This window comes from Janthinobacterium sp. LS2A, assembly GCF_036543145.1.
GTDB classification, from domain to species: domain Bacteria; phylum Pseudomonadota; class Gammaproteobacteria; order Burkholderiales; family Burkholderiaceae_D; genus Janthinobacterium; species Janthinobacterium aestuarii.
In genome coordinates, this window is sequence record NZ_JAZHPB010000003.1 from 82022 (window position 1) to 103053 (window position 21032).

General features: G+C 54.4%; 18 protein-coding genes and 1 tRNA gene. All 19 read right to left on the minus strand.

The features are described from left to right. Positions 1–165 precede the first annotated feature (165 nt). Complete coding sequence (locus V3C40_RS10570) at positions 166–1308, minus strand: acyltransferase family protein (protein WP_331777392.1); 1143 nt, start codon at positions 1306–1308, stop codon at positions 166–168. 202 nt (positions 1309–1510) lie between these two features. Further along, positions 1511–2704 carry an acyltransferase family protein gene (locus V3C40_RS10575; protein ID WP_331777393.1) on the minus strand — a complete coding sequence of 398 codons (1194 nt, stop codon included), beginning with the start codon at positions 2702–2704 and terminating at the stop codon, positions 1511–1513. 41 nt (positions 2705–2745) lie between these two features. Beyond that, positions 2746–3492, minus strand: coding sequence for a glycosyltransferase family 32 protein (locus V3C40_RS10580; RefSeq protein ID WP_072454473.1), 747 nt, complete (start codon positions 3490–3492; stop codon positions 2746–2748). Further along, a complete protein-coding gene (locus tag V3C40_RS10585; protein ID WP_034751668.1) occupies positions 3489–4757 on the minus strand; it encodes a lipopolysaccharide biosynthesis protein in 1269 nt (422 codons plus the stop codon). The genes V3C40_RS10580 and V3C40_RS10585 overlap by 4 nt, the downstream gene beginning before the upstream one ends. Then, complete coding sequence (locus V3C40_RS10590; protein WP_331777394.1) at positions 4754–6349, minus strand: hypothetical protein; 1596 nt, start codon at positions 6347–6349, stop codon at positions 4754–4756. The genes V3C40_RS10585 and V3C40_RS10590 overlap by 4 nt, the downstream gene beginning before the upstream one ends. Positions 6350–6467: 118 nt before the next feature. Further along, positions 6468–7151, minus strand: a complete 684-nt coding sequence (gene epsI, locus V3C40_RS10595) for an exosortase-associated protein EpsI, B-type (RefSeq protein ID WP_034751674.1) — start codon at positions 7149–7151, stop codon at positions 6468–6470. Then, a complete protein-coding gene (xrtB, locus tag V3C40_RS10600) occupies positions 7148–8044 on the minus strand; it encodes an exosortase B (RefSeq protein ID WP_034751676.1) in 897 nt (298 codons plus the stop codon). The genes epsI and xrtB overlap by 4 nt, the downstream gene beginning before the upstream one ends. Beyond that, positions 8044–8916: a chain length determinant protein tyrosine kinase EpsG gene (epsG, locus tag V3C40_RS10605; protein WP_034751679.1), complete on the minus strand. Its 873-nt coding sequence runs from the start codon at positions 8914–8916 to the stop codon at positions 8044–8046. The genes xrtB and epsG overlap by 1 nt, the downstream gene beginning before the upstream one ends. Before the next feature lie 14 nt (positions 8917–8930). After that, on the minus strand, positions 8931–10340 hold the full coding sequence (gene epsF, locus V3C40_RS10610) for a chain length determinant protein EpsF (RefSeq protein ID WP_034751682.1): 1410 nt from the start codon (positions 10338–10340) through the stop codon (positions 8931–8933). 59 nt (positions 10341–10399) lie between these two features. Then, positions 10400–11188 carry a polysaccharide export protein EpsE gene (gene epsE, locus V3C40_RS10615; protein WP_034751685.1) on the minus strand — a complete coding sequence of 263 codons (789 nt, stop codon included), beginning with the start codon at positions 11186–11188 and terminating at the stop codon, positions 10400–10402. A gap of 55 nt (positions 11189–11243) precedes the next feature. Then, positions 11244–12227, minus strand: coding sequence for an EpsD family peptidyl-prolyl cis-trans isomerase (locus V3C40_RS10620; RefSeq protein ID WP_419177876.1), 984 nt, complete (start codon positions 12225–12227; stop codon positions 11244–11246). A 618-nt stretch (positions 12228–12845) separates the two neighbouring features. After that, on the minus strand, positions 12846–14228 hold the full coding sequence (locus V3C40_RS10625; protein WP_034751688.1) for an undecaprenyl-phosphate glucose phosphotransferase: 1383 nt from the start codon (positions 14226–14228) through the stop codon (positions 12846–12848). Between the two features lie 8 nt (positions 14229–14236). Then, positions 14237–15460 (minus strand): XrtB/PEP-CTERM-associated polysaccharide biosynthesis outer membrane protein EpsL, encoded by a 1224-nt coding sequence (gene epsL, locus V3C40_RS10630; protein WP_331777395.1) that lies wholly within the window; start codon positions 15458–15460, stop codon positions 14237–14239. An 88-nt stretch (positions 15461–15548) separates the two neighbouring features. After that, positions 15549–16238 carry a CAAX prenyl protease-related protein gene (locus tag V3C40_RS10635; protein ID WP_235194221.1) on the minus strand — a complete coding sequence of 230 codons (690 nt, stop codon included), beginning with the start codon at positions 16236–16238 and terminating at the stop codon, positions 15549–15551. Between the two features lie 151 nt (positions 16239–16389). After that, the gene (locus V3C40_RS10640; protein ID WP_034751693.1) at positions 16390–18282 is read right to left on the minus strand and encodes an ATP-binding cassette domain-containing protein; all 1893 of its coding nucleotides are present in this window, start codon (positions 18280–18282) and stop codon (positions 16390–16392) included. 172 nt (positions 18283–18454) lie between these two features. Continuing rightward, positions 18455–18529: transfer RNA gene (locus tag V3C40_RS10645), tRNA-Arg, on the minus strand. A gap of 65 nt (positions 18530–18594) precedes the next feature. Next, positions 18595–19329, minus strand: coding sequence for a PEP_CTERM-anchored TLD domain-containing protein (locus tag V3C40_RS10650; protein ID WP_331777396.1), 735 nt, complete (start codon positions 19327–19329; stop codon positions 18595–18597). A 123-nt stretch (positions 19330–19452) separates the two neighbouring features. Continuing rightward, the gene (locus V3C40_RS10655) at positions 19453–19845 is read right to left on the minus strand and encodes a RidA family protein (RefSeq protein ID WP_070303994.1); all 393 of its coding nucleotides are present in this window, start codon (positions 19843–19845) and stop codon (positions 19453–19455) included. Between the two features lie 35 nt (positions 19846–19880). After that, entirely contained in the window at positions 19881–21032 is a 1152-nt protein-coding gene (locus V3C40_RS10660; protein ID WP_331777397.1) for an acyl-CoA dehydrogenase family protein, read from the minus strand.

Consider the following 21032-nt stretch of genomic DNA (forward strand, 5'->3'; position numbering starts at 1 on the left):
ATTATAAGAAAATTTTATTTCTGATGAAATATTTCAAGATAAATTAAATGCGGCGAATGGAAAATGATAACTTAATGAAAATGTTTACATATTTCACCACATATTCCACAGCGACTAACCACATACTCTGAGAGCATAAAATATGAAAAGAGCACATATCCAATCTTAGGCAACGCGCGGGGTTATCAGTTTTGCAAACACAAACCGTCTCACCGCAGCCGTGTGCCGCTCGGTTAGGGCCCATAGGAGAATCGATGCACCATTAATGGCTAACAGATACAGCGTGAAACGCAGCACCGTATCGTAGCGAATAGGCTGTGGCAACGCCAGCTGAGGATCGAAACTCATGAGGAAAAAAGTCAATGGCAGGTGTAGTGCATACAAAGAAAAGCTGTAGCCGGAAAAAAAATCGGATATTCTTTTCAGATAATTTGCAGGAATATCCTTTGATATCATAATAAGAAAAACCGTAAAAAAACCAAGCGCAAAATCATAACCAAGGGCGTCTGGGTAAATACGTTTAAAAACAATAAACATAAAAAATGCGACAACAAGAAAAAAAGCCGCGAGGTAACGCCGCCGTATATTTTCGTAAAAACAATAAGCAGCCGCCCCCATCATCCAAATTACAAACATCATAAAATAAGTCAACGGCCTCCCCTCATCATTTGGCTTTGTCGAATAAATAAAAAGAAAACCGATAAAAAGAGTCAAAAGCACGCATAAAACTTTTGTATTTCTCTTGAAAACAAATATACCGAAGGCCGCCGGCAATAAGAGGTAATACCAGAATTCATTGGAAATACTCCATAGCGAAAGATTCGTCCCATACTGAAAACCGATAATCATTTGCATGAAGAATGCATTTAGTACAAATGTCTTGATAGAATCCGGTTCCAAGCTGCTCCACCACTCAGGAAAAAATGGAGTGCGGCTGGCCAGCAAAGCTTCTCCTCCACCGTAGCTGAAGGCCAGTCCATCGAGCAAGGCTGTCATTAATAAGGCGGGAAGGATCACTATCCACAATCGGGTCAATCTATCGATGAAATACTTGAACGAATCGAAGCGTTGTGATCGCATTGCCTCGATGACTGGCCCGCCAATCAGGAAACCACTCATGACAAAAAACATGATGACCGCTTTGTGGGCTCCGGAACTGCACAGGCCCACCAGCCATGCAAGCGCACCACCTGTGCCTTCCGCATGGTCAAAGAAGAGGTAATTGGCATGCCCGATAACAACAGCTTGGGCAGCCAACGCACGCATTACGTTGAGCCAAATTGACGTATTCGAAGGAATTCTCTGCATAGACTAGCTCGACTAACGAAGGTTAAAAAAATTCGCCTCTCAAGCTGCAGGCATTCCGAGCCTTGCAAGCAGGGACATCGGCAACGATACGTTGGCCATCAGGGCGGCACGCCACCCACTATCGGCCAACTGCTTTGTCCAAGACGGGTCAAACGCGATTCAATTGGTAGCGGGCGTCGGCCGTGCTTTTGCGGTAAGCGCCTCAGACACTTGATTTGGCATGACGGGATACCCGGCGAAAATATGCTGCCACTGCATTGACGTGTCGCATACCCGGCTGCTCGATGAGTTTAAATGTCATGAAGCAAATACATATCAGTACCGGAGTCAACAACAAGATGACCGACCAATGCAACAAGGGAGAAAATGTCATGGCATGTTCGCGACCGATTACAAAATGAAACGTCACGAACAGCAACAAACCATGCAGCAAGTAAATGCTATATGCGAATTCACCGAAAGTGCGTGATACGGCAGTATGCAGCGTGCCAAATATGCTGGTCCCGCCCGCAATCATGGCAAAGGCGATGGATAGAAGCAATAATGATCCAATTTCATGCGCGGAAGCAAAGGCCAGGCAAGCGGTTCCGATACATACAACGGTGAGAATGCTTGCAAGCCGGCTTGCACAAAATCGGCAAAAGGTAGGTAAAAGAACTAACACGGCAGCAATCATTCCCGCCAAGAATGCCAAAAAGTGATGTACAGGGGCCTGCCTTATTATCGCAGCTGCCAGCACAGTCAAAAATACCAAGATACTTGCCAGCAAATACGGCCACGGCGGCATGATGCGCAGGGGTAAGGCCAATAATGGTAACAGAAGATAAAACAGCCATTCGTATGGCAGCGACCATGTGACGCCAGCCATAATATGAGTGGTATTTTTAATACCGTTCAGGTCTGGCGCCTCCAGCGCGGTAAACATCAACCATTGTGCGGCATGCTTCAATAACGTGGGCAATGTTTCCTGCATGCGAAAACCAGAAAGACAAGCGACCGTTATAAACAAGAGCACCATGGCAAACAGATACAGCGGTGTCAGGCGCAAAATCCGGGAAATATACAGTTTCCCCCAGTCTACTCCCCGACCACGTGCAGCGAGTAGTTTTGCATAAAACAAGAAACCAGTAATCATGAAAAACATGGCAACGCTGGCATGTCCAAAATTTGTATAGAGCGGTGATGGCGGTACGTTCCATGCACCGTAGCGCACATAAAAGTACCATATGCAAGCATGGTGCAGGAAGACAAAAAATGCCAGGTAACCACGCAAGCCGTCGATCGCTCCATAGCGTCCGGCAAGTGGTGGTGCCCCCCATTTTTTAACAATGAGAGCACAACAAAATAATGCCAGCAGCAGACTCGCCACGGCAGGCAAAAAACTTACAACGTCCATTATTACTTTCAGAACAAATATAGAAATATGGCCTAGTGTCGTTAAGCTGTATGAGTAATACTGTTTACGTGGTCAAATGGCTTAAAGGAAATATCCCAACGACGCTGCAGCGCCATGCGTTTGACTATCTTGAAGATCAGCCGTTTAACGCGGCTGTCCACCCATGATGCTTTCAAACCATAGTGATGGATGCCAATAGTCTGAGCGGTAATATCGCTGTACATCAACTGCATGGCGTTCTGCGAATTACTGCGATCATATGGATTAAACGGATAAAAAGTAACTGGATCCAATTGCGTGCTATTCCCGCCGAGATCAAGCTCCACCGCTTTTTTCAGCACCACCGGTGATGTGGCAAAGAGCCGCTGTTTTATCAATTCACCCAAAATCAGTTCACGGGCAGTCATCATCACAGGATTGCCGGCTTCGCATGCGAGAAACCCGGTACCATAACCCGCCCCCACGTCCTTGCAGGTTTCGCGGGCCATCAGGCATCCATGCAAGTTCAGCACAAGATCGAGTGAAGTAATCAACTCCAGATCCGTATCGAGGTAGATACCACCATATTTGGACAATACGTCAAAACGTACCCAATCGGCAACGAAAGCCCATTTTTTTTGAATGATGGCCTCTCGACAATAATCATTGTCGATATTGGCATTGTCCTCATTCCATAATTTCAACTCATATTCTGGACAATATTTTTTCCATGACTCAACACAGCGACGGTGCAGTACACTCATCTCACCACGGCCAAACCAACAGTAATGTATAACTTTAGGAATCATTGATTTCTCAGAGCAATTTTTCGTAGCAAGATAATTTTGATTGCAGCGACGAATGTGACGTGAATCAGAAAGGAAAGTACCGCACCAAACAGGCCAAAATACATCGTCAATATTGACAACTCCAACAAATACAGAAGATTTGTGCCTACTGAGATAATCGTCGATTGGCGCAGCTTTCCCAACGCCCAGTAAAACGAATGCGTTGTCACGAAAGTGCCAGCCATCACAGCCGTCAAGAGAACCACTGCGAACTCCAGCACATAATCTTGCAGTACAGGAAAGACCAATGGCATCCAGATAAATTTACTCAAATAACAGATGGCACCAGCAGAAGCAGTTACCACAAACAGCATCTTCATCGTCTTGATCCACAATTCGAACGCCCCCTTCAGATCGCCTGCATTGGCACAGGCAGCAAACTCGGGAATCGATGTCGAATAAAATGGCGCCGTGGCCATATTGACCAGCGAATAGATACGCTTCAAGATACTGAAAACGCCCAGGTTGTAACCCGGCAGTGTCAATCCAATGATGATACGGTCGAGTTGCGCCACAGGTAAATCACAGATCGCCTGCAAGGTACCCCATTTCCCCGCCTCGATCAGGCGTGCCGGGCGCAAATCAGTGCAGGGCAAGGCACCGTCAATGCCGCTACGATTGCGAAAAATCAGCACAAACAACACCACACACCGAATGACCTCCGGCAGTGTATAGGCCAGCACCATACTCGACAGCGTGGGCTGATACCGGGACACTACGACCAATACAAGTAGCTTGAGTAAATTGGCCAGGAAACCCGCATACATCAACACCTTGTATTGATTGACCAACCGGAAGTATGCGGTATGGGTACCAATGACGGGAAAAACCGCAGCCAGGGATAGTAACAATAAATTTACAGTGGAAAACTCTTTCAATTGGGGCAAGGAAAACAGAGTCAGCCCCGCCACCACCAGTATTACAGCAGCCATCGCGAGCATTTCATAGCGTAGGCTTCTTACAACGGCAACACGCAAGGTGGCGGCATCAATTTTATGCCCCGGCATGGCTACCAGCATGCCTTGCCAGTACTGAAATCCGCAGACGGTAAATACCGCCAGAGCGATCGATTGCACAAGTACCAAATGACCATATGACTCCACGCCCACAATGGCAAGCATGACAGGAATGGTAATAACGCTCACTCCGGCTCCAGCTACATTCAGCAAGAACATCATGGAGCTATTTTTGACCAGGTTATTAAATACCTTGCTCGATACAGTCATGCCAGAACGCCATGCGGGGTGTGGCCCGGGGTGCGCTGGGGAGGCAGCTTCGCCGAATCAGCTGCAGGCTTGCCATACCGAGAAAATTGAACGATACAGCCTAGCGAAAAATAGCACAGCAACTGTATGGAGGGTTCATCAATCATGGTCCGATTGTAGATCAGCGTACTGACAAGCAATATCAGGGTCACAGTACTGGCATCAGCCATCGCCAGGCGCTCGGGACCGGCTTGGCTGTGCGCCACATACCGTGCGCCTTGCCGTATCCCCAATATGAAAATGGAAAGATAAACCAAAGTTCCCAGTATGCCCACATCCCAAAGCAAGCTCGCCAGTCCAGTTGCGCCAATTTGCAAATTACGATAACGTGCCGCGACATAGCCACGCCCAACGTTCTGACTCGTTGAACTTGCGCTGGGGCCATAACCAATCAAGCGTTCCTGGATAGTCGGAACCGGATCCTGATACCACAGCGCCAACGACGCGCCGCGACTAATTTCCCCTGTAACATAATTGATGCCATTGGGATCCACCACATAGCCACCGACACTGTTGACCTTTTCTTCCATGGTGTCGGTTTTCGTATGGCTCCCCCAGTACAAGGCGTGATAAGCCATGAAGATGCCAGAGCTAATACTGCACATCAACGCCACGAACATAACGAAAACCAGGATATTTTTCAAAACCTTACGCCGCACCACCCAGAACACGCCAAGGGGCAACCAAATAAAGACCGCCTTCACTTCGCCCAGCAGAATAATAGCCAGGCCAATGATGAACATGCCAACCACATGCGAAACCGGAGTGATGCCTTGTACCCACCGCGCTAGCACGTAGAGCATCGCCACAACTGTAAACAGCACCAGTACTGGGCTCATGTTGCCACCGAAAGAACCCACTACGCTATCCCAGCCCATGGACGCTATATTAAAAAAATGCTGGTACAGAGCCAATGGCAACTGTGCCACCGCAATCACCACGATCGCTCCCCACAGTACAAGCAAACGCCGATCAGACCATTGAAACCAGTACATGGCAAAAAGAACGCCAAACATGGGCAAACAGAAGCGTAGGACGGAAATTAACTGAACGGTGGACGCATGGCCCATAAAAATACTAAACGCATAGAACGCCAGATAAATCCAGGCTGCAGCAACAATACGCGTGGCGCCGGAAAAACTGTCACCGAACTGATCCTTGACCAAATGATTGGCCAGTGTTTTTTCCAGAATCGTCCGGGCGAAGAAGAGCGCAGCCAAGCCACTGGCCATCCAGGTCGCCAGACGCAGATTGAAAAAATATTGTGCCGTGCCAGAGACAAAGAACACAACTATAAACAATAGCGGCAATAGTTTTTTAGTATCGACAAACAGCAGGATCGGTATAAAGATTAGCAAGCCAGCCAACATGATAGTTAGCTGAATCGCTCCCAGGGCGATGACCATTCCAAGCAAAAGCGCCGTCGCTAATCCAGCCAGGGCCAACAGGACAGCAGTAAAGACAGGCATGCCCTGCCTGGCCTTGCGACGCTGGGACTGCGCATTCCGCGCATTACCTGTCCTCAACCCCAGTTTATGGATAGAAAAACTCATATGTGTTCCATACACAGCGCGTACGCTGGACTCAATAATGTGAACCGTTAGAAGTACTGTCTGCTGTAGCGATTAGCTATGCCAGCCAATCGCGTACAGCGTCTATGCCAGGATTACCTTAGTGCGAGGTACCAGAAAAATGGCCGCGCAAGTCGGGGGGCATGGATTGCAACAATTGATCTATAAATGATTGCTGCAGTTGATAGCCTTGTTCGATATCCTCGCCGATACTCGACACGCGCATCAATGTCGCATCAGGAATCATCCCCTGCAATGCGTAAGCGAGTTTGACTTTTTTGACTTCCCACGAATTGGGCACGGCCTTATCGCCAACGACAACCCAATATGTAATAGGTTCGACGCGAGAATTAAGCGTTGCCACTGTACGCGACGTCGCAATACCTCCTGCGACCGTCGGCAAGACGACTTGACTGGTTTGGCCGACTGCAAAGCCCTGGCCGCCATAACAACCTTCTGGAAAATGTACGGACAAGTTATCGCGCTGGTCGGTGCCATAAGCAATCGACAACATGATGCGATTACCTTGCCGATTAACATAAGTGCGCGACAACGTTTCAGCGTAGATTTTATTAAGTTCAGCCACGGTGGTGGGATTGACCACTGCCGCGACCTGACTTGCATCTTCCTGCCAATCGCCAAACTTCGTTGGAATCGCCGTGCCGAGAATGATTTTTGGACGGGTATCGGATAGACGCAATGTTGGCGTGACCGCCTTGGTGCACAAGGCAGCGATCAGCATCAGGCCACCCATGGTAAGACCAATTATCGAACGCTTCTTCATAATGCCACCTTTCGGGCGTTCCACTGCCGCGCTATCCATTGCAGTAAAGAATCAAGGCTCAATATCAGCACCAAGGCGCTCACGAACAGCACCATGCCCGCGAAACCATGCAGGAAACCCTGCCCTGCCGCATCGCCAAAATAATAAGTGATCAACGTCAATGCTATGACGCGCATGACATTGGCCGTAAAGGAAATAGGGATAATCAGGATCGCCAGACCGATATTGCGGATAGCCGAGGTATGGCGCACGAGGTTCAAGTAAAACAACCCCAAGGCTTCGAGCGTGAGCAAGGTTTGTAGTCCAGCGCAAGCATCGGCGACCAACAGCTGATACTGGCCAATTTGCAGGATCACACCTGTACGTGCTATCGGATAGCCTGCCCAAAACAGGATATGCTCGCACACATACGACACGGCCATCTTCATTGGCAACGTCAAGGTACTGACGACCGAGCTTGGCAACGGAATCATGAACAGCATGAAGAAGAATGGGAACCAGGCGGCGCGTAGCGCGCCCACTCCCAGCTTGAGCACCAGGATGGATGCCGTGAGCATGACGAATGAGCCAATCTCGAAGGCAAGAATCTGCTGCGAGCGACCGGCGATATAAATCAGCAGCGCGGCGATAAAAAGCAGCCAGCCGGCTACAGGTGCACGATCATGCTCGGCAGCAGCCAATATCTGCTCGCGTTGGCGCCAGATGAGCCAAACCGACAGTACCAGGATAATGGGACCATGCGCCTGCTCTTCGGTCATCCAGATACCAGTAAACAAGGTATAAAATGATGGGATATACAGCGCCGCAAAACCAATAACAATAGGCAACCATTCCAGCAACTGGTCGCGCCGCGGCAAGGCAGATGCCAGGTTCAGCCGAGTGCTGGTATTCATCAGAAATCGACCAGTACCGAGCCGATCACCTGTGCACCGCTGTGCAGCATCTGCTCGGTCATGGCGTTGATGTCGCCGACAGGCGTGTGATTTTTGCGTGCCACCAGCAGGACGCCGCCGGTCCGGGCGGCAAGCGCCAGAGCGTCGGAGCCCAGCGAAAATGCCGCCGAGTCATACAGCACCACGTCATATGACGACTCAAGTTCCGTGCGCAAGGAAGAAAACGCTGGACGGCTCAACAGTTCCTGGGGATTCGGCGGCAAGGTGCCGGCGCCCAGCACGGACAGGTCGACGAACGATTCAATGCGCGTAATCACATCGCGCTCGGCACGTCCAGCCAGGATATCCGACAAGCCCTGGCGTCCCGCAAGGCCAAAGATCTCGTGCTGGCTCGGGTTGCGCAGATTCGCGTCGACCAGCAAAGTCTGTTCGCCCAATTGGGAAAACACCACGGCCAAGTTGGCCGCGAACAGGCTGGTGCCGTCGCCATCGTTGACGCCAACCACCACCAGCGATTTGCGGCCCAACGCCATCCAGCGCAGCATCAGCTGGCTGCGGATGGCGCGCAGCGTTTCCACTTGCGGGCTGAACGGCTGATAAGCAGCGATCAGCTTGTCGGAATACTTGCCCTCCCCCTGTTGCAGATAGGGATAGTCGAACTGGCGCGCGAGGACTTGCTGGATATCCGCCTCCGTCACCAGACCGAGGCGCTGGGCAGCTTCGCCAAAACGGATGCCCAATTCCTTTTGCATGCGCAGAACACGTTCGGCACTTTCCGGCGTGATCTTGCCTGATGCGAGCAAAAGCCCACCGATGCTGGAATCGGCTGTCCGCGGCGCCGCGGATACTAGCGGTTGCAATGCTGGATTCATATTATTTCCAATACTTAATTAAGACGCAAGCTGCGAGGCAACAACGATTTGAAGCGGTTCAAGCGCGGGCGTGTCGGCGCGCTCCAGTCGATAGAGCCGAGTACAGGCAACTGCAACAAATCGCTCAAATCGGTTTCTGAACGTACGCGACGGTCCAGCATCTCGGCCAGCAAGGAAAACCCCACGCCCAGCAAGCCGCCCAGGAACAAGGCCAACAGCGTGTTCAACATCACTTTCGGGCCGGCCGGCCTGATCGGCGCCACGGCAGGATTGAGCAAGGAGATATCCGATTGCTCCGATTGCCCCTCAATACGGGTTTGCGAGAAGCGTTGCGAGGCGATATCGAAGGCGCGCTGTGCGCTTTCCACATCTTTTTGCAAGACGCCCATTTCGTCGCGGGTACGGTTCAATTCCAGAACCTTGTCCTTTTGCGCCGCCAGCGCCGCACGCACGGCACCTTCGCGCTGTTGCAGGATCCCGGCATTCTTGCTGACCGAATTGGACGTCACGCGCGTGCCATCCGCCAGTTCCCGGCGCATGCGCTCGACTTCGGCGTTCAGGCTTTCATATTGGGGATGATTGCGCCCCAAGCGCTGCGCCATCTCGGCCAGCTTCGATTCGGCCGTTGCCAAACTCAGCTTCAGATTCTGCACCAACGGGTTCGACGCCACGTCCGGCGAATCGGAACCGGCATTGCCCTCGGCCATGCGCTGACGCGAGGATGCTTCCATCGCCTGGCCTTGTGCAGCCACGAGCTGTGCCGACAGGTCATTCAAGCGGTTCGATTCGACGTCAAGACGGTTATCGACGCTGACGATGCCATGTTCCTGCTGGTACTTCGATAAGCGGCTTTGCGCCACTTCGAGACTGTCGCGCAGCAGCTTCGTTTGCTCATTGAAATACACAGCCACCTTTTTCAAGGGATCGACTTTCAGCTGAATGCTGGTTTTCTGGTATTCATCGGCAAATGCATTCGCAATAACGGCGACAAACTGCGGATCGTTACCCTTGAAACTGATATCGACCACGCTGCTTTCGCGCGACGGTACGATTTCGAGCTTCGCCAGCAGCAGATCCGCCAGCCAATCGCGCACGGTACCCTTACCTTGCGTGGCTTCATTAAACTGGGCAACGACCGCAGGATTTTCCGCCAGACGCAGATTATCCACTACCTTCAGCGCCACATTCTTGCTGCTGATAATATCGATTTGCGTCGCCATATAACCTGGCAACAACTGCATCGGCAATGCCAGACCCGTGACGGGATCGACGCCCTTGTAGTTGATCAGCAGGGATGCCGTGCCTTTATACGTCTTGGGCAACAACAGGCTCACCACCATCGTCGCCCCGACTGTGATAAGCAAAGTGAATAGTAAAATCCGTTTGCGGGCAAGCAAGACGAGTAGAAACTGGTGGAAATTCATGGTCAACTCTCATATTAATAAACAAAGCCAGCCTGGCCATAGCGCTGGCACTACTCAACTTAGAACCAGCTTTCTTTGACATACACCACGTCATCGATTTGGATGATGTCGTCATGCTTGGCGTCGAGTATTTGCATGACACCTGCCGCATCACGGCGCTTGATGCGTACGCCACGTTCGGTACCGCGCTGCGTCAAACCACCACCAACGGACAGAGCCTGCAAGACCGTCATCGAACGTTCCAGGCGAAATGCCCCGGGACGCTGTACTTCGCCGTAAATGTAGAAACGCGGTGCGCGTTCGACGTACAGCACATCGTTGCCGGTCAGGTCGAAGTCGCGGGCCAGATCGGCACTGCGCATCATGTCGACGATATCGATGGTTTCCTTGGTGGTTGTGCCGCCGCGCTTGCGGATCAGGCTAACGACATCACCTCCATCCGTGTTCTGGCCGCCAGCCATGGCGAGGATATCGAGCAGACTGCGCTTGCCTTCAATCGGATAACGGCCCGGGCGATTTACTTGCCCCAGCACGGAAACTTGCTGACTTTGCAAGGCAGTGACAATGATATTGACCTGCGCCTTGCGCAGGAAACCACCGCTCTCCAGTGCCTGCCCCAGTTTCTTTTCTGCAGCGGCAACGGACAACCCCCCTACGGCAACACTGCCAACGAGCGGGAAGGTTATGCTGCCGGCCTCGCTGACACGCGTTTCCAAACCCAGGTCAGGACTGCCATACACGGAAATTTTCAATACATCGCCAGCGCCGAGCAACACTTCGGCGGCCCCTGCCACACCAACACTGCAAGCCATCAGTACTGCGGCTGCCCACATCGCAAGTCGTTTCATGATTTGCTCTATCCTTTTAAAAACTTCTGTTAATCCGAAAGATCCCTGCCCGCTCTTATTTCAGGCCTGCCACGCCGCGCGCATTCACGTCGCTACTGTCGGCCGCTGGTGCCGTTGGCGCCGCCACCGCTGGCGCCGAAGCGGCAACAGCGGCTGAGGCGGACGCCGCAGCCGGCTTGTCCGTCTTGTTCAGATACTCGATCTTGGCGCTGGCGCGCAAACGCTTCAACTCGGCGTCCGCTGCTTCCTTGTTCTTCTTATTGAAAAGGAACTGCTCGATCTGTGGCGCCGCTTGCGCCAGCGTCACCGGGTTATCCTTGATGTCGGCCAGGGAAATCAGCAGGGTGCGATCACCTTCGCGGATAATGAACAACTGGCCTTTTGGCATCCCGGCCAGTTTGCTGCTCAATTCAGGAGCGAGATCAGCACTGGTGCGAGACAGTTGCGTACGGGCATATTTGACCTTGTTGGCATCTAGCCATACCGCAACCTCTTCCAGCGTTTTCGCCGCATCCATCGCTTTTTTCAAGTCGTCGTTCATGTCGGCCGAGGCAATAATCAGTTCACGCATGTCGAACTGCTTGCGCTGGGTAAAGTACTGTGGATTCTTGTTAAAGTAATCTTCCACTTCCGCCGGCGAGGGCTTGTTGATGGTGCCTATACGTTTTTGCATATAGGCTTGGGCAACGATCAACGCCTTGGCCCGCTCAACGGCTTGCACGACCTTCGGATCGCGGTCGACCTTGTCCTTGATCGCCTCGTTCTGCAATAATTGGCGGTCGATCAACGATTCCAGCAATTGCTTGCTTGCCGCTTCCTGCTGTACCGCAGGAACATTGGCACGCTGCAATTCTTCATTCAATTGCAGCACTGTGATTTCCTCGCCGTTGACGCTCGCCAATGCCTGACCGGCCTTTTTTTCCTTACCTCCGCAAGCGGACAATCCGGCAGCAGCAAAAAGGACCAGCACCGCGCACAACAATCGGGTGTTGGCGGCCGGTTTGGGCATGGTCAAACGATAGTTGCGAAAATGATTCAAGATTACTCCTTCGGATTCATTATTTAAAATGCAATTTACTGCAACGCAGCGCGATGGCAAAAAGATATTTTTTACCAAAATGACACAAGCCACCAGCGACTAGCAAGCCATGCAAACAATTATTAATATTGTAAATATGATACACAAGATGCAAGCCAAAATGGAAACAATTTGCTTAAAAATCTATTAAGAAGCTTTTAATACAACTATTTCCATTGTCGACTAGAAAATAAGTTGCACTAAGAAAATGTTCTTCAATGTGGATCGTTTAAGAGCGATAGCGCCTTGGCCTTCGTAATATATCTTGGTGACAAGCGGCTGAGCTTACGGCCGCTAACAGTGTATGACGGCGAGGATGAGGCCGATTAAAGAGCCCAACAGGTCGCAAACAACGTCCGCTGAGCAACAGTGATGGGGCAGGTTGCCCGCCAATGGGTAGCCATAGCTGCCAGGAGCATGCATCGCCAGCGCACTCTGCCGTGTACGGTTTGCGTATCACCGAGCTTCCTTCCACCTGGGTTATACCTGACTGCGCCCAACGCTACCTATTACACATATTTTATCGCGTATTGATTGAGCGCAAACTAAATTGCAGATCATTTTCCCTCCGCCTGTCACTCAATGCGCATTGTCACGCTTCAGCACGACTTTCACCGTTCGCATGATGATCCACAAATCGAGCCACAGCGACCAGTTACGCAGGTAATCGAGGTCAAAATGGATGCGTGCTTCCATTTTGTCCAGGGTCTCCGTCTCGCCGCGCAAACCGTTGACCTGGGCCCAGCCCGTAATGCCGGGCTTGACCTTGTGGCGCAGCATGTAACCCTTGATTAATTTGCGGTACTGCTCATTATGGGCGACCGCGTGTGGGCGGGGGCCGACTATGCTCATGCGTCCCTGCAAAACATTAATGAACTGTGGCAATTCATCGAGCGAGCTACGGCGCAGAAAAGCGCCAATGCGCGTCACACGCTGATCATTCTTGGTTGCCTGCACCACCTTGTCGCCGTCTTCGCTGACCGTCATCGAGCGAAATTTATAGACGATGATTTCTTCGCCATACAGACCATAGCGCCGTTGGCGGAAAATCACCGGCCCCTTCGACGTTACCTTGACCGCGATGGCGATGAGCAGCATTACTGGCAGCAGCATGATCTGGATCAACAAGCCCAACACAATGTCGCTGCCCCGCTTGACCATGCTGTTAAAACCGGTAAACGGCGACTCGCGGATGGCGATCACCGGCATGCCGCCCACATTGTCGAAGCGCGCCTGCATCAAATCGAAGATATAAATATCCGGCAAGAAATACACGGATGCCGTCGTATCCTGCAGTTCATCGAGCATCTTGCGGATGCGCGGCTGGGCTGAAATAGGCTGGCTGATGAATATCATCTTGATATTGTGTTCGCGCACATAGGCAGCGATATCGGCCATCCTGCCCAGCATGGGCTCGCGCATCGTCTCAGGCCAGCGGTCATCGGTGCGGTCGTCAAAAAAACCGCGCACGCTCATGAACAGGTTCGGATTACGCTCGACGGTAGCGGCAAACTTCAGGCTGGCGTCATTGGCACCGATGATGACGACGGAGCGCACTTCGCTGTCGCGCCCGGGATCGGCCACCATGCGCCGCGCGGCCAGATGGCTGAGCAGCAATATGAACGGCGTCAACAGGAACCAGGCCAGTACCAGCTCGCGGTCAAAATGAAACGCCAGTCCTGTCGCCGAGCCCAGGAATACCAGGATCAGGGCCGTGATGCCCCAGCTGACAAAAATATCGCGGGCATAGGCCAGCATGCGACCGCTGCGCCAGGTACGATAGGGATCGACATACTGGAATACGGATGATGAAATAAAGAATGCAAGGATCATCAATACCAGCGAGTAACCGGTAAATGGCGAACCTGACAAGGCGGCCAGCAGATACAGCGTGCCCATGATGATCAATGGGTCGAGTATGCGCTGGAAAAACGAAATCAAGGGTATATCATTAACCGTCATGATGCTCTTCAGAACTGGGCACTGGCATTGAAGGAAATGCCGTTGGCGTGATAACTGCTGGTATTGATGAGCGGAGCGCCTCTGCGTGCATCGCGGAAGGCGTTTACGCCCAGCTGGATATTCGGCCGTGGCGCATAAGTCAGGCCCACGGTCGCGGTCCGTGTCGTATCGCTGACATCGATAGGCAAGGACAGGCCGCTTGCGGCGGAAAAATCGCGCTTCTCGCGCCGCACCTGGGCATCCATCCTGACCTTCGCGGAAATGTCCCAGGCCGCCGCCAGGCTGGCGCCGTTATTCAAGCTGCTGGTAATCAATGAATTTTCCACAGCGGCAAACTCATGCCACAAGCTGCCAGTAAACCGCACTTTTCCAAGCGGCGCCCAATACACGATCACGCGTCCATTGGCGCCACTGGAATCGCGCCCGCTGAACAGCTGGTTCTTGCGCTTCACCCAGCCGCCGAGCAACTGCACTTGCGTAATGCCGCTAACGCGCCAATAGATATTGGCCTTGACCTCATCCTGTTCATACCCTTGCTCCACCCCAAAGGCTGCCAGGCTGGCCCGGTTTGGATATGTGCCTTTGAGATGGCGCAACTGGACCCCGATGCGGCTCTCGCTGGCCGGCAGGTAATCAAGGCCGAGCTCGTACGCATCTTCCTGGCGCTCCGAAATTTTCTGCGCGATGGAATCATAGGTATATTTGTCACGCGAAAAACCGCCGCGCACGCGCCAGCTGGGATGGAAGCGCCAGCCGCCATTGACATATTCACGGCGTATCGTACGCAGGTTGCGCTCCGTGCTTTGCAAGTCGCTGAACGGCGTCAAGGTCTGCGAATAACTGCCGCCGACATGGCCTTCGAGATGGTTGGCGATATGCCATTCCAGATCGGCGAGATAATCCTTGCCCGTATAGTCGAGCTGATCAAAGTGATCGAAATAGACGCGCGACCACTTTACCTGGCCCGTCAACAGTTGCCGCCCGATCGGCCGCCTAACCAGAAATCCCGCTTGCACCTGGCGCGAAGTATCGGAACGCGTACCGTCGAACCCGGCAGCACTGTCGTCCAGCCGGAACAAGTTATTATCATATGAATAAGTTGTCGCAATGAAGGGGGAAATCGTGTCGCTGATCGCCGCCCACACCGGTACGCTGCAGGTCGCGCCGCCAAGCAGCATCAGCGAGGTGGGCAAGATGCGCACCATGGCCAGGGCCAATCGGTTGCGTTGCATTCTGGGTTGCCCGGCAGACGCTGGGCTATGAGGCAAGGAATTCAACATGGGTATTGTCTTTGAAAGAGCAAACAGTTAGTTGGTAATATTACCAGTAAGTCCAGTGTCCACCGGAAACAATCCAGAGGCCCAGCACGCCATTCGTCACGCCATGGGCGAGGATGGGCGACCATAGCGATTGGCTGCGCATGTACAGCAAGCTATAGGCGGCGCCCGCAACGATACCCGCCAGCCACAAATTGTGTTCGAAGCCAAACAGTACCACGGTGATAACAAAGGCCTTCGCACTCGCCAGGCGCGGGTTGAACCGCAGAAAGTCAGGGGCATCGATCCAGCGCAACAGGAAGGAGCGCCAGAACAGCTCTTCCATCACAGGCACCACGAGCGCCGCGCCGGCGATGCGCAGCACCACCAGCGTCCACTCGATGCGGCCGTCATCGCGGGGATCGAAGCCGTCGGCGCTGCCGATCGTCATCCAGCCTGCGTCCAGGTTGATCCACAGCAGAAAAACAACAATGCCGGTCGCCAGCGCCACGGCGAGCGCGCGCGCACCCAATGGCACCCAGGCCAGTTCCGTATAGCTGCGGCGCCAGTACAACAACATGCCCAGCACGACACCGATCTTGACGGCGTACAGCCAGCGCAAATCGTGCGCGGCATAGCCCGCCCGGCCCAGCATGTCGGCGATAAAGATAAAGGAGAGGTAGGCCAGGAACGGCGCTACGCGGGGCAAGGCGGCGCGGTCAAACATGCTGATGCGCACCGGAGGTGGAACCACGCGCCGGACGCAGTGGTCCGGAGCGCGTGTTTTCGATGTCAAACATGCATCCTCCGATGTAAAAAATATAATTATATAATTATATCAAGCAGAACCGTTGCCGTGGCAAGTAATCCTAACTTAAATTACAACAGAGGATGCAAGAAACTAATCAGGCATTGCTGCGCGCCTCGATCTGCTCCCACTTTTCCAACGCTTCCAGCAGCTCACCTTCGATCTCGGCCACGCGCGCGTTCAGGCGCTTGCCTTCGGCCGGCGTCTTCTTGTAGAAGTCCGGATGCGACAGTTCGGCGGCCAGCACCGATTGCTCGTCTTCCAGCTTGGCGATCAGTTTCGGCAACTCTTCCAGCTCGCGCTGTTCCTTGTAGCTGAGCTTTTTCTGCTTGGCGGCCGGCGCGGCGGCTTCGACCTTCACGGCCGGCTTGCTGGCGGGCGCCGTGGCGATCGGCAAGGTGCGCACGCGCTCCCAATCCGTGTAGCCACCGACGAATTCGCGCCATTTGCCCTCGCCTTCGGCGACGATCACTTGCGTGACAACGTTGTCGAGGAAGGTACGGTCATGGCTGACGAGGAAGACGGTGCCGGTGTATTCTTCCAGCAACTCTTCCAGCAATTCCAGGGTATCGATATCCAAGTCATTGGTCGGCTCATCGAGCACCAGCACGTTGGCCGGCTTGGCGAACAGACGGGCCAGCAGCAAGCGGTTGCGCTCGCCACCAGACAGCGACTTGACGGGCGAGCGGGCACGTTCCGGCGCGAACAGGAAGTCGTTCAGATACGTCATCACGTGGCGGCGCTGGCCATTGATCTCGACCCAGTCGCTGCCTGGCGCGATGGTTTCCATCAGGTTCGCCTCTTCGTTCAGCTGCGTGCGCATCTGGTCGAAATACGCGACCTGCAGCTTGGTACCCAGGCGGATGGTGCCCGTGTCCGACTCTTCCTGACCCAGGATCATCTTCAGCAAGGTGGTCTTGCCGGCGCCGTTGGCGCCGATCAGGCCGACCTTGTCGCCACGCAGGATGGTGGCGCTGAAATCCTTGACGATGACCTTGTCGCCATAGATCTTCGAGACGTTTTCCAGGTCCGCCACGATCTTGCCCGAGCGTTCGCCGGCCGATACGTCCAGTTTCACTTGCCCCTGCTGTTCGCGGCGCGCATTGCGCGTCAGGCGCAGCGCTTCCAGGCGGCGCACGCGGCCTTCGTCGCGCACGCGGCGGGCCTTGACGCCCTTGCGTATCCACACTTCTTCCTGCGCCAGGAACTTGTCGAACTTGGCGTTTTCCACTTCCTCGATTTCCAGCTGCTCCGCCTTGCGGGTCTGGTAAGCCGTGAAGTTGCCCGGATACGACAGCAAACGGCCGCGGTCGAGTTCGATGATGCGCGTGGCGACGTTGTCGAGGAAGGAGCGGTCATGGGTAATGAACAGCACGCTGCCCTTGAAGTCGCGCAACAAGCCTTCCAGCCACAGGATGGAGCTGAAGTCCAGATGGTTGGTCGGCTCATCGAGCAGCAGCACGTCGGGCGCCGACACCAGTGCACGCGCCAGGGCCACGCGCTTTTGCATCCCGCCGGACAGGGTTTTCATCAGCATATCGCCCGTCAGGTTCAAACGGTCGAGCACAGTTTCCACCTTGTTCGGCAAGCTCCACGCATCGGCCGCATCGAGTTTGACCTGGATGTCGTGCATGCGTTCCATCAGTTCGTCGTCATTGCCCTGGCCAAACTGACCGGTCAACGCATCGTACTCCTTCAGCCACGCCTGCGATTCACCCATGCCGGAAGCGACGGCGTCGAACACGGACATCTCCGGGTCGAATTGCGGTTCCTGCTCCACATACGCGATCTTGATGCCTTGCTGCATCACCAACAAGCCGTCATCGAGCTTGAACTTGCCCGAAATAACCTTCAACAGCGACGATTTACCCGTGCCGTTGCGGCCGATCAAGCCGACCCGCTCCGAGGTTTCCAGTGAAAATTCCGCGTGATCGAGCAGCGCGACGTGACCGAACGCAAGTTGCGCCGATGAAAGAGAAATGACAGCCATAATGAGTAAGAGTGCTCGGGCGCCGTCTCGCGCACACCGCGTGGTGTGCAAAACAGCCGCCGATTGGATGAATGAAGCACGCATTGTACCGATAACTCGGACTTCAATCGCCATCGACCAGTAACTACCGCCTGGAATATCACAGGCTGCCGACGCGCGTTGCGTGGAAACGTGGTGTCGCCAGCAGGAATCGAACCTGCATTTAAGTCTTAGGAGGACCTTGTACTATCCATTGTACGATGGCGACACGCGCAGCGGCATTATACAGGCAAGCGCCTGCCATTGACAGCGTGGCAAGCGGGCGGCGCCACTTCACACAACGCGTGACGTGGCCCTGCCGCGCTGGCGCATCAGCAATACAAACAATCCTGCCAGGATCAGCCCATAGGTGGCCGGTTCCGGTACGGCGCTGATGGAAAATACCTGGATGGCGCCGAAGGTCACATCATTGCTATGCCAGATGGAACCGTCGAGCAGGCTGACGCCGGTCGATGGCTGGCCCAGATAATTATAGGTATAGAGGAAGGAACTGCCTCCATGCGTGAGGTCCTGCGGCACATACAAATCATGCCCATAGCCAAAAGTAGGTCCGTAGTTGGCCTGATTGTAGGTCTGGTCCTTGCCGATACCGTCGCCGTTGAAATACTGCTTCAATTGCGGCAGCATGAAGTCTGACGTCAAATTAAACAGAAAGGCGGTACGCTGGCTGTCGTCCATGGTGACATGCGTGCCATCGGTGGAGCTCCAGCTTTGCGGATTATAGCCGCCCACCAGCCACGTCTTGCCCGATGAATTCGTGGCCTCCATGACGGAAAAAGTGCGCCCCTTGCCATCGGACGCCTTGTGAAAGTCGAGCGACGTGTCGCCTGCCGACTTGGTATAGATCGCATCGAGCTTCAAGTGCCCTTCGCCCAGCCAGGTTTCCAGCTGTCCCTGATAGGTAGGAGACAGCAGCGAAGGCCCAGAGGCGGCCTGCGCACTCAAGCAGAAACCCGCGCCAGCCACCGCCAGCAGGAAGGCACTTGCCGTTCTGAATTTGTTTTGCATCTGCTACCTCGACTGTCAGTATTTGGAACCGGTGTATTTTCCGGTTGCTAAATATAACATAACAGATAATGTTTTTATATTCCTTATTTTATCGCAAAAAGTGCAATATTAACAAAAAAGAATTCAACCAGGCAACACCGCCGTCACCTCGATCTCAACTCTCGCTCTGTCCTCGATCAGTCCCGCCACCTGTACCGCCGTCATGGCCGGGAAATGCTTGCCGATGATTTCCCTGTAGGCAACGCCAATTTGTGGATATGCCGCCACATATTCCTTCTTGTCCAGTACATACCAGTTCATGCGCACGATGTGTTCGGGCAAGGCGCCCGCCTCGGCCAGCACGGCGACGATATTTTGCAAGGCCTGGCGCACCTGCCCCGCAAAATCGTCCGTGTGGAATTGCCCCTGCGCATCCCAGCCTATCATGCCGCTGACGTACACCGTGCGCCCGCTGGCGGCGATGCCGTTCGCATAGCCGCGCGGTCTGGCCCAGCCCGCTGGTTGTAACACTTGCATATTGTTTTCCTCGTTGTTCATGCGCTTCAGGCTGCTCATGCGTTTCCCGCCTCGCGCAGCAGTTCGCGCGCGATAATCAATTGCTGTACTTCGCTGGCGCCCTCGTAGATGCGCAAGGCGCGAATTTCGCGGTACAGGCGCTCGACCGGATGACCACTCACCACGCCCATGCCGCCGAACAGCTGCACGGCCGCATCGATCACCTGCTGCGCCGTTTCCGTGGCCGTCAGCTTGGCCATCGCCGCTTCCTTCGTCACCTTGCGGCCCTGGTCGCGCTGCCAGGCGGCGCGGTAGGTGAGCAAGGCGGCAGAGTCGATGCCGGTGGCCATCTGCGCCAATTTCGCCTGCGTCAGCTGGAAGTCCGCCAGGGTCTGGCCGAACATCTGGCGCGCCGTCGCATGGCGCAGCGCTTCGTCGAACGCGCGCCGCGCAAAGCCCAGGGCGGCGGCGGCCACCGATGTGCGGAACACGTCGAGTGTCGCCATAGCCACCTTGAAGCCCTGCCCCGCTTCGCCGAGGCGCTGCGACGCGGGCACGCGGCAATTGGCAAAGCGCAGGCGCGCCAGCGGATGCGGCGCGATCACGGCGATGCGTTCGGCGATTTCCAGGCCGGGATTGTCGGCGTCGACGATGAAGGCGCTGATGCCGCGCGCGCCGGGCGCCTCGCCCGTGCGGGCAAACACCACGTAAAAGTCGGCGATGCCGCCGTTCGAGATCCACGTCTTTTCGCCCTCGAGCACGTAGTCGTCGCCGTCGCGGCGCGCCGCGCAGACCAGGGCCGCCACGTCGGAGCCGGCCTGCGGCTCGGACAGGGCAAAGGCCGCGATGCGCTTGCCGCTGGCTACGTCCGGCAAATAGCGCGCCTTGTTGTCCAAGCTGCCGAACAGGCCGATGGCGCCCGAACCGAGTCCCTGCATGGCAAAGGCGAAATCGGCCAGGCCATCGTGGCGCGCCAGGGTTTCGCGGATCAGGCAAATGGCACGCGTATCGATCTTGCCATCGGCGCTTGTGGCATGCGCGAGCCAGCCTCCCTGCCCCAGTTGCGCCACCAGCGCGCGGCAAGCCGCATCGACATCGGCATCATGGGCATCGTCCAGGTGCTGCGTCGCCCACGCATCGAGCTCGGACTCAAGCTTTGCATGATGCGCTTCGAAAAATGGCCAGTCCAGATAGCTCATGTCACGCAT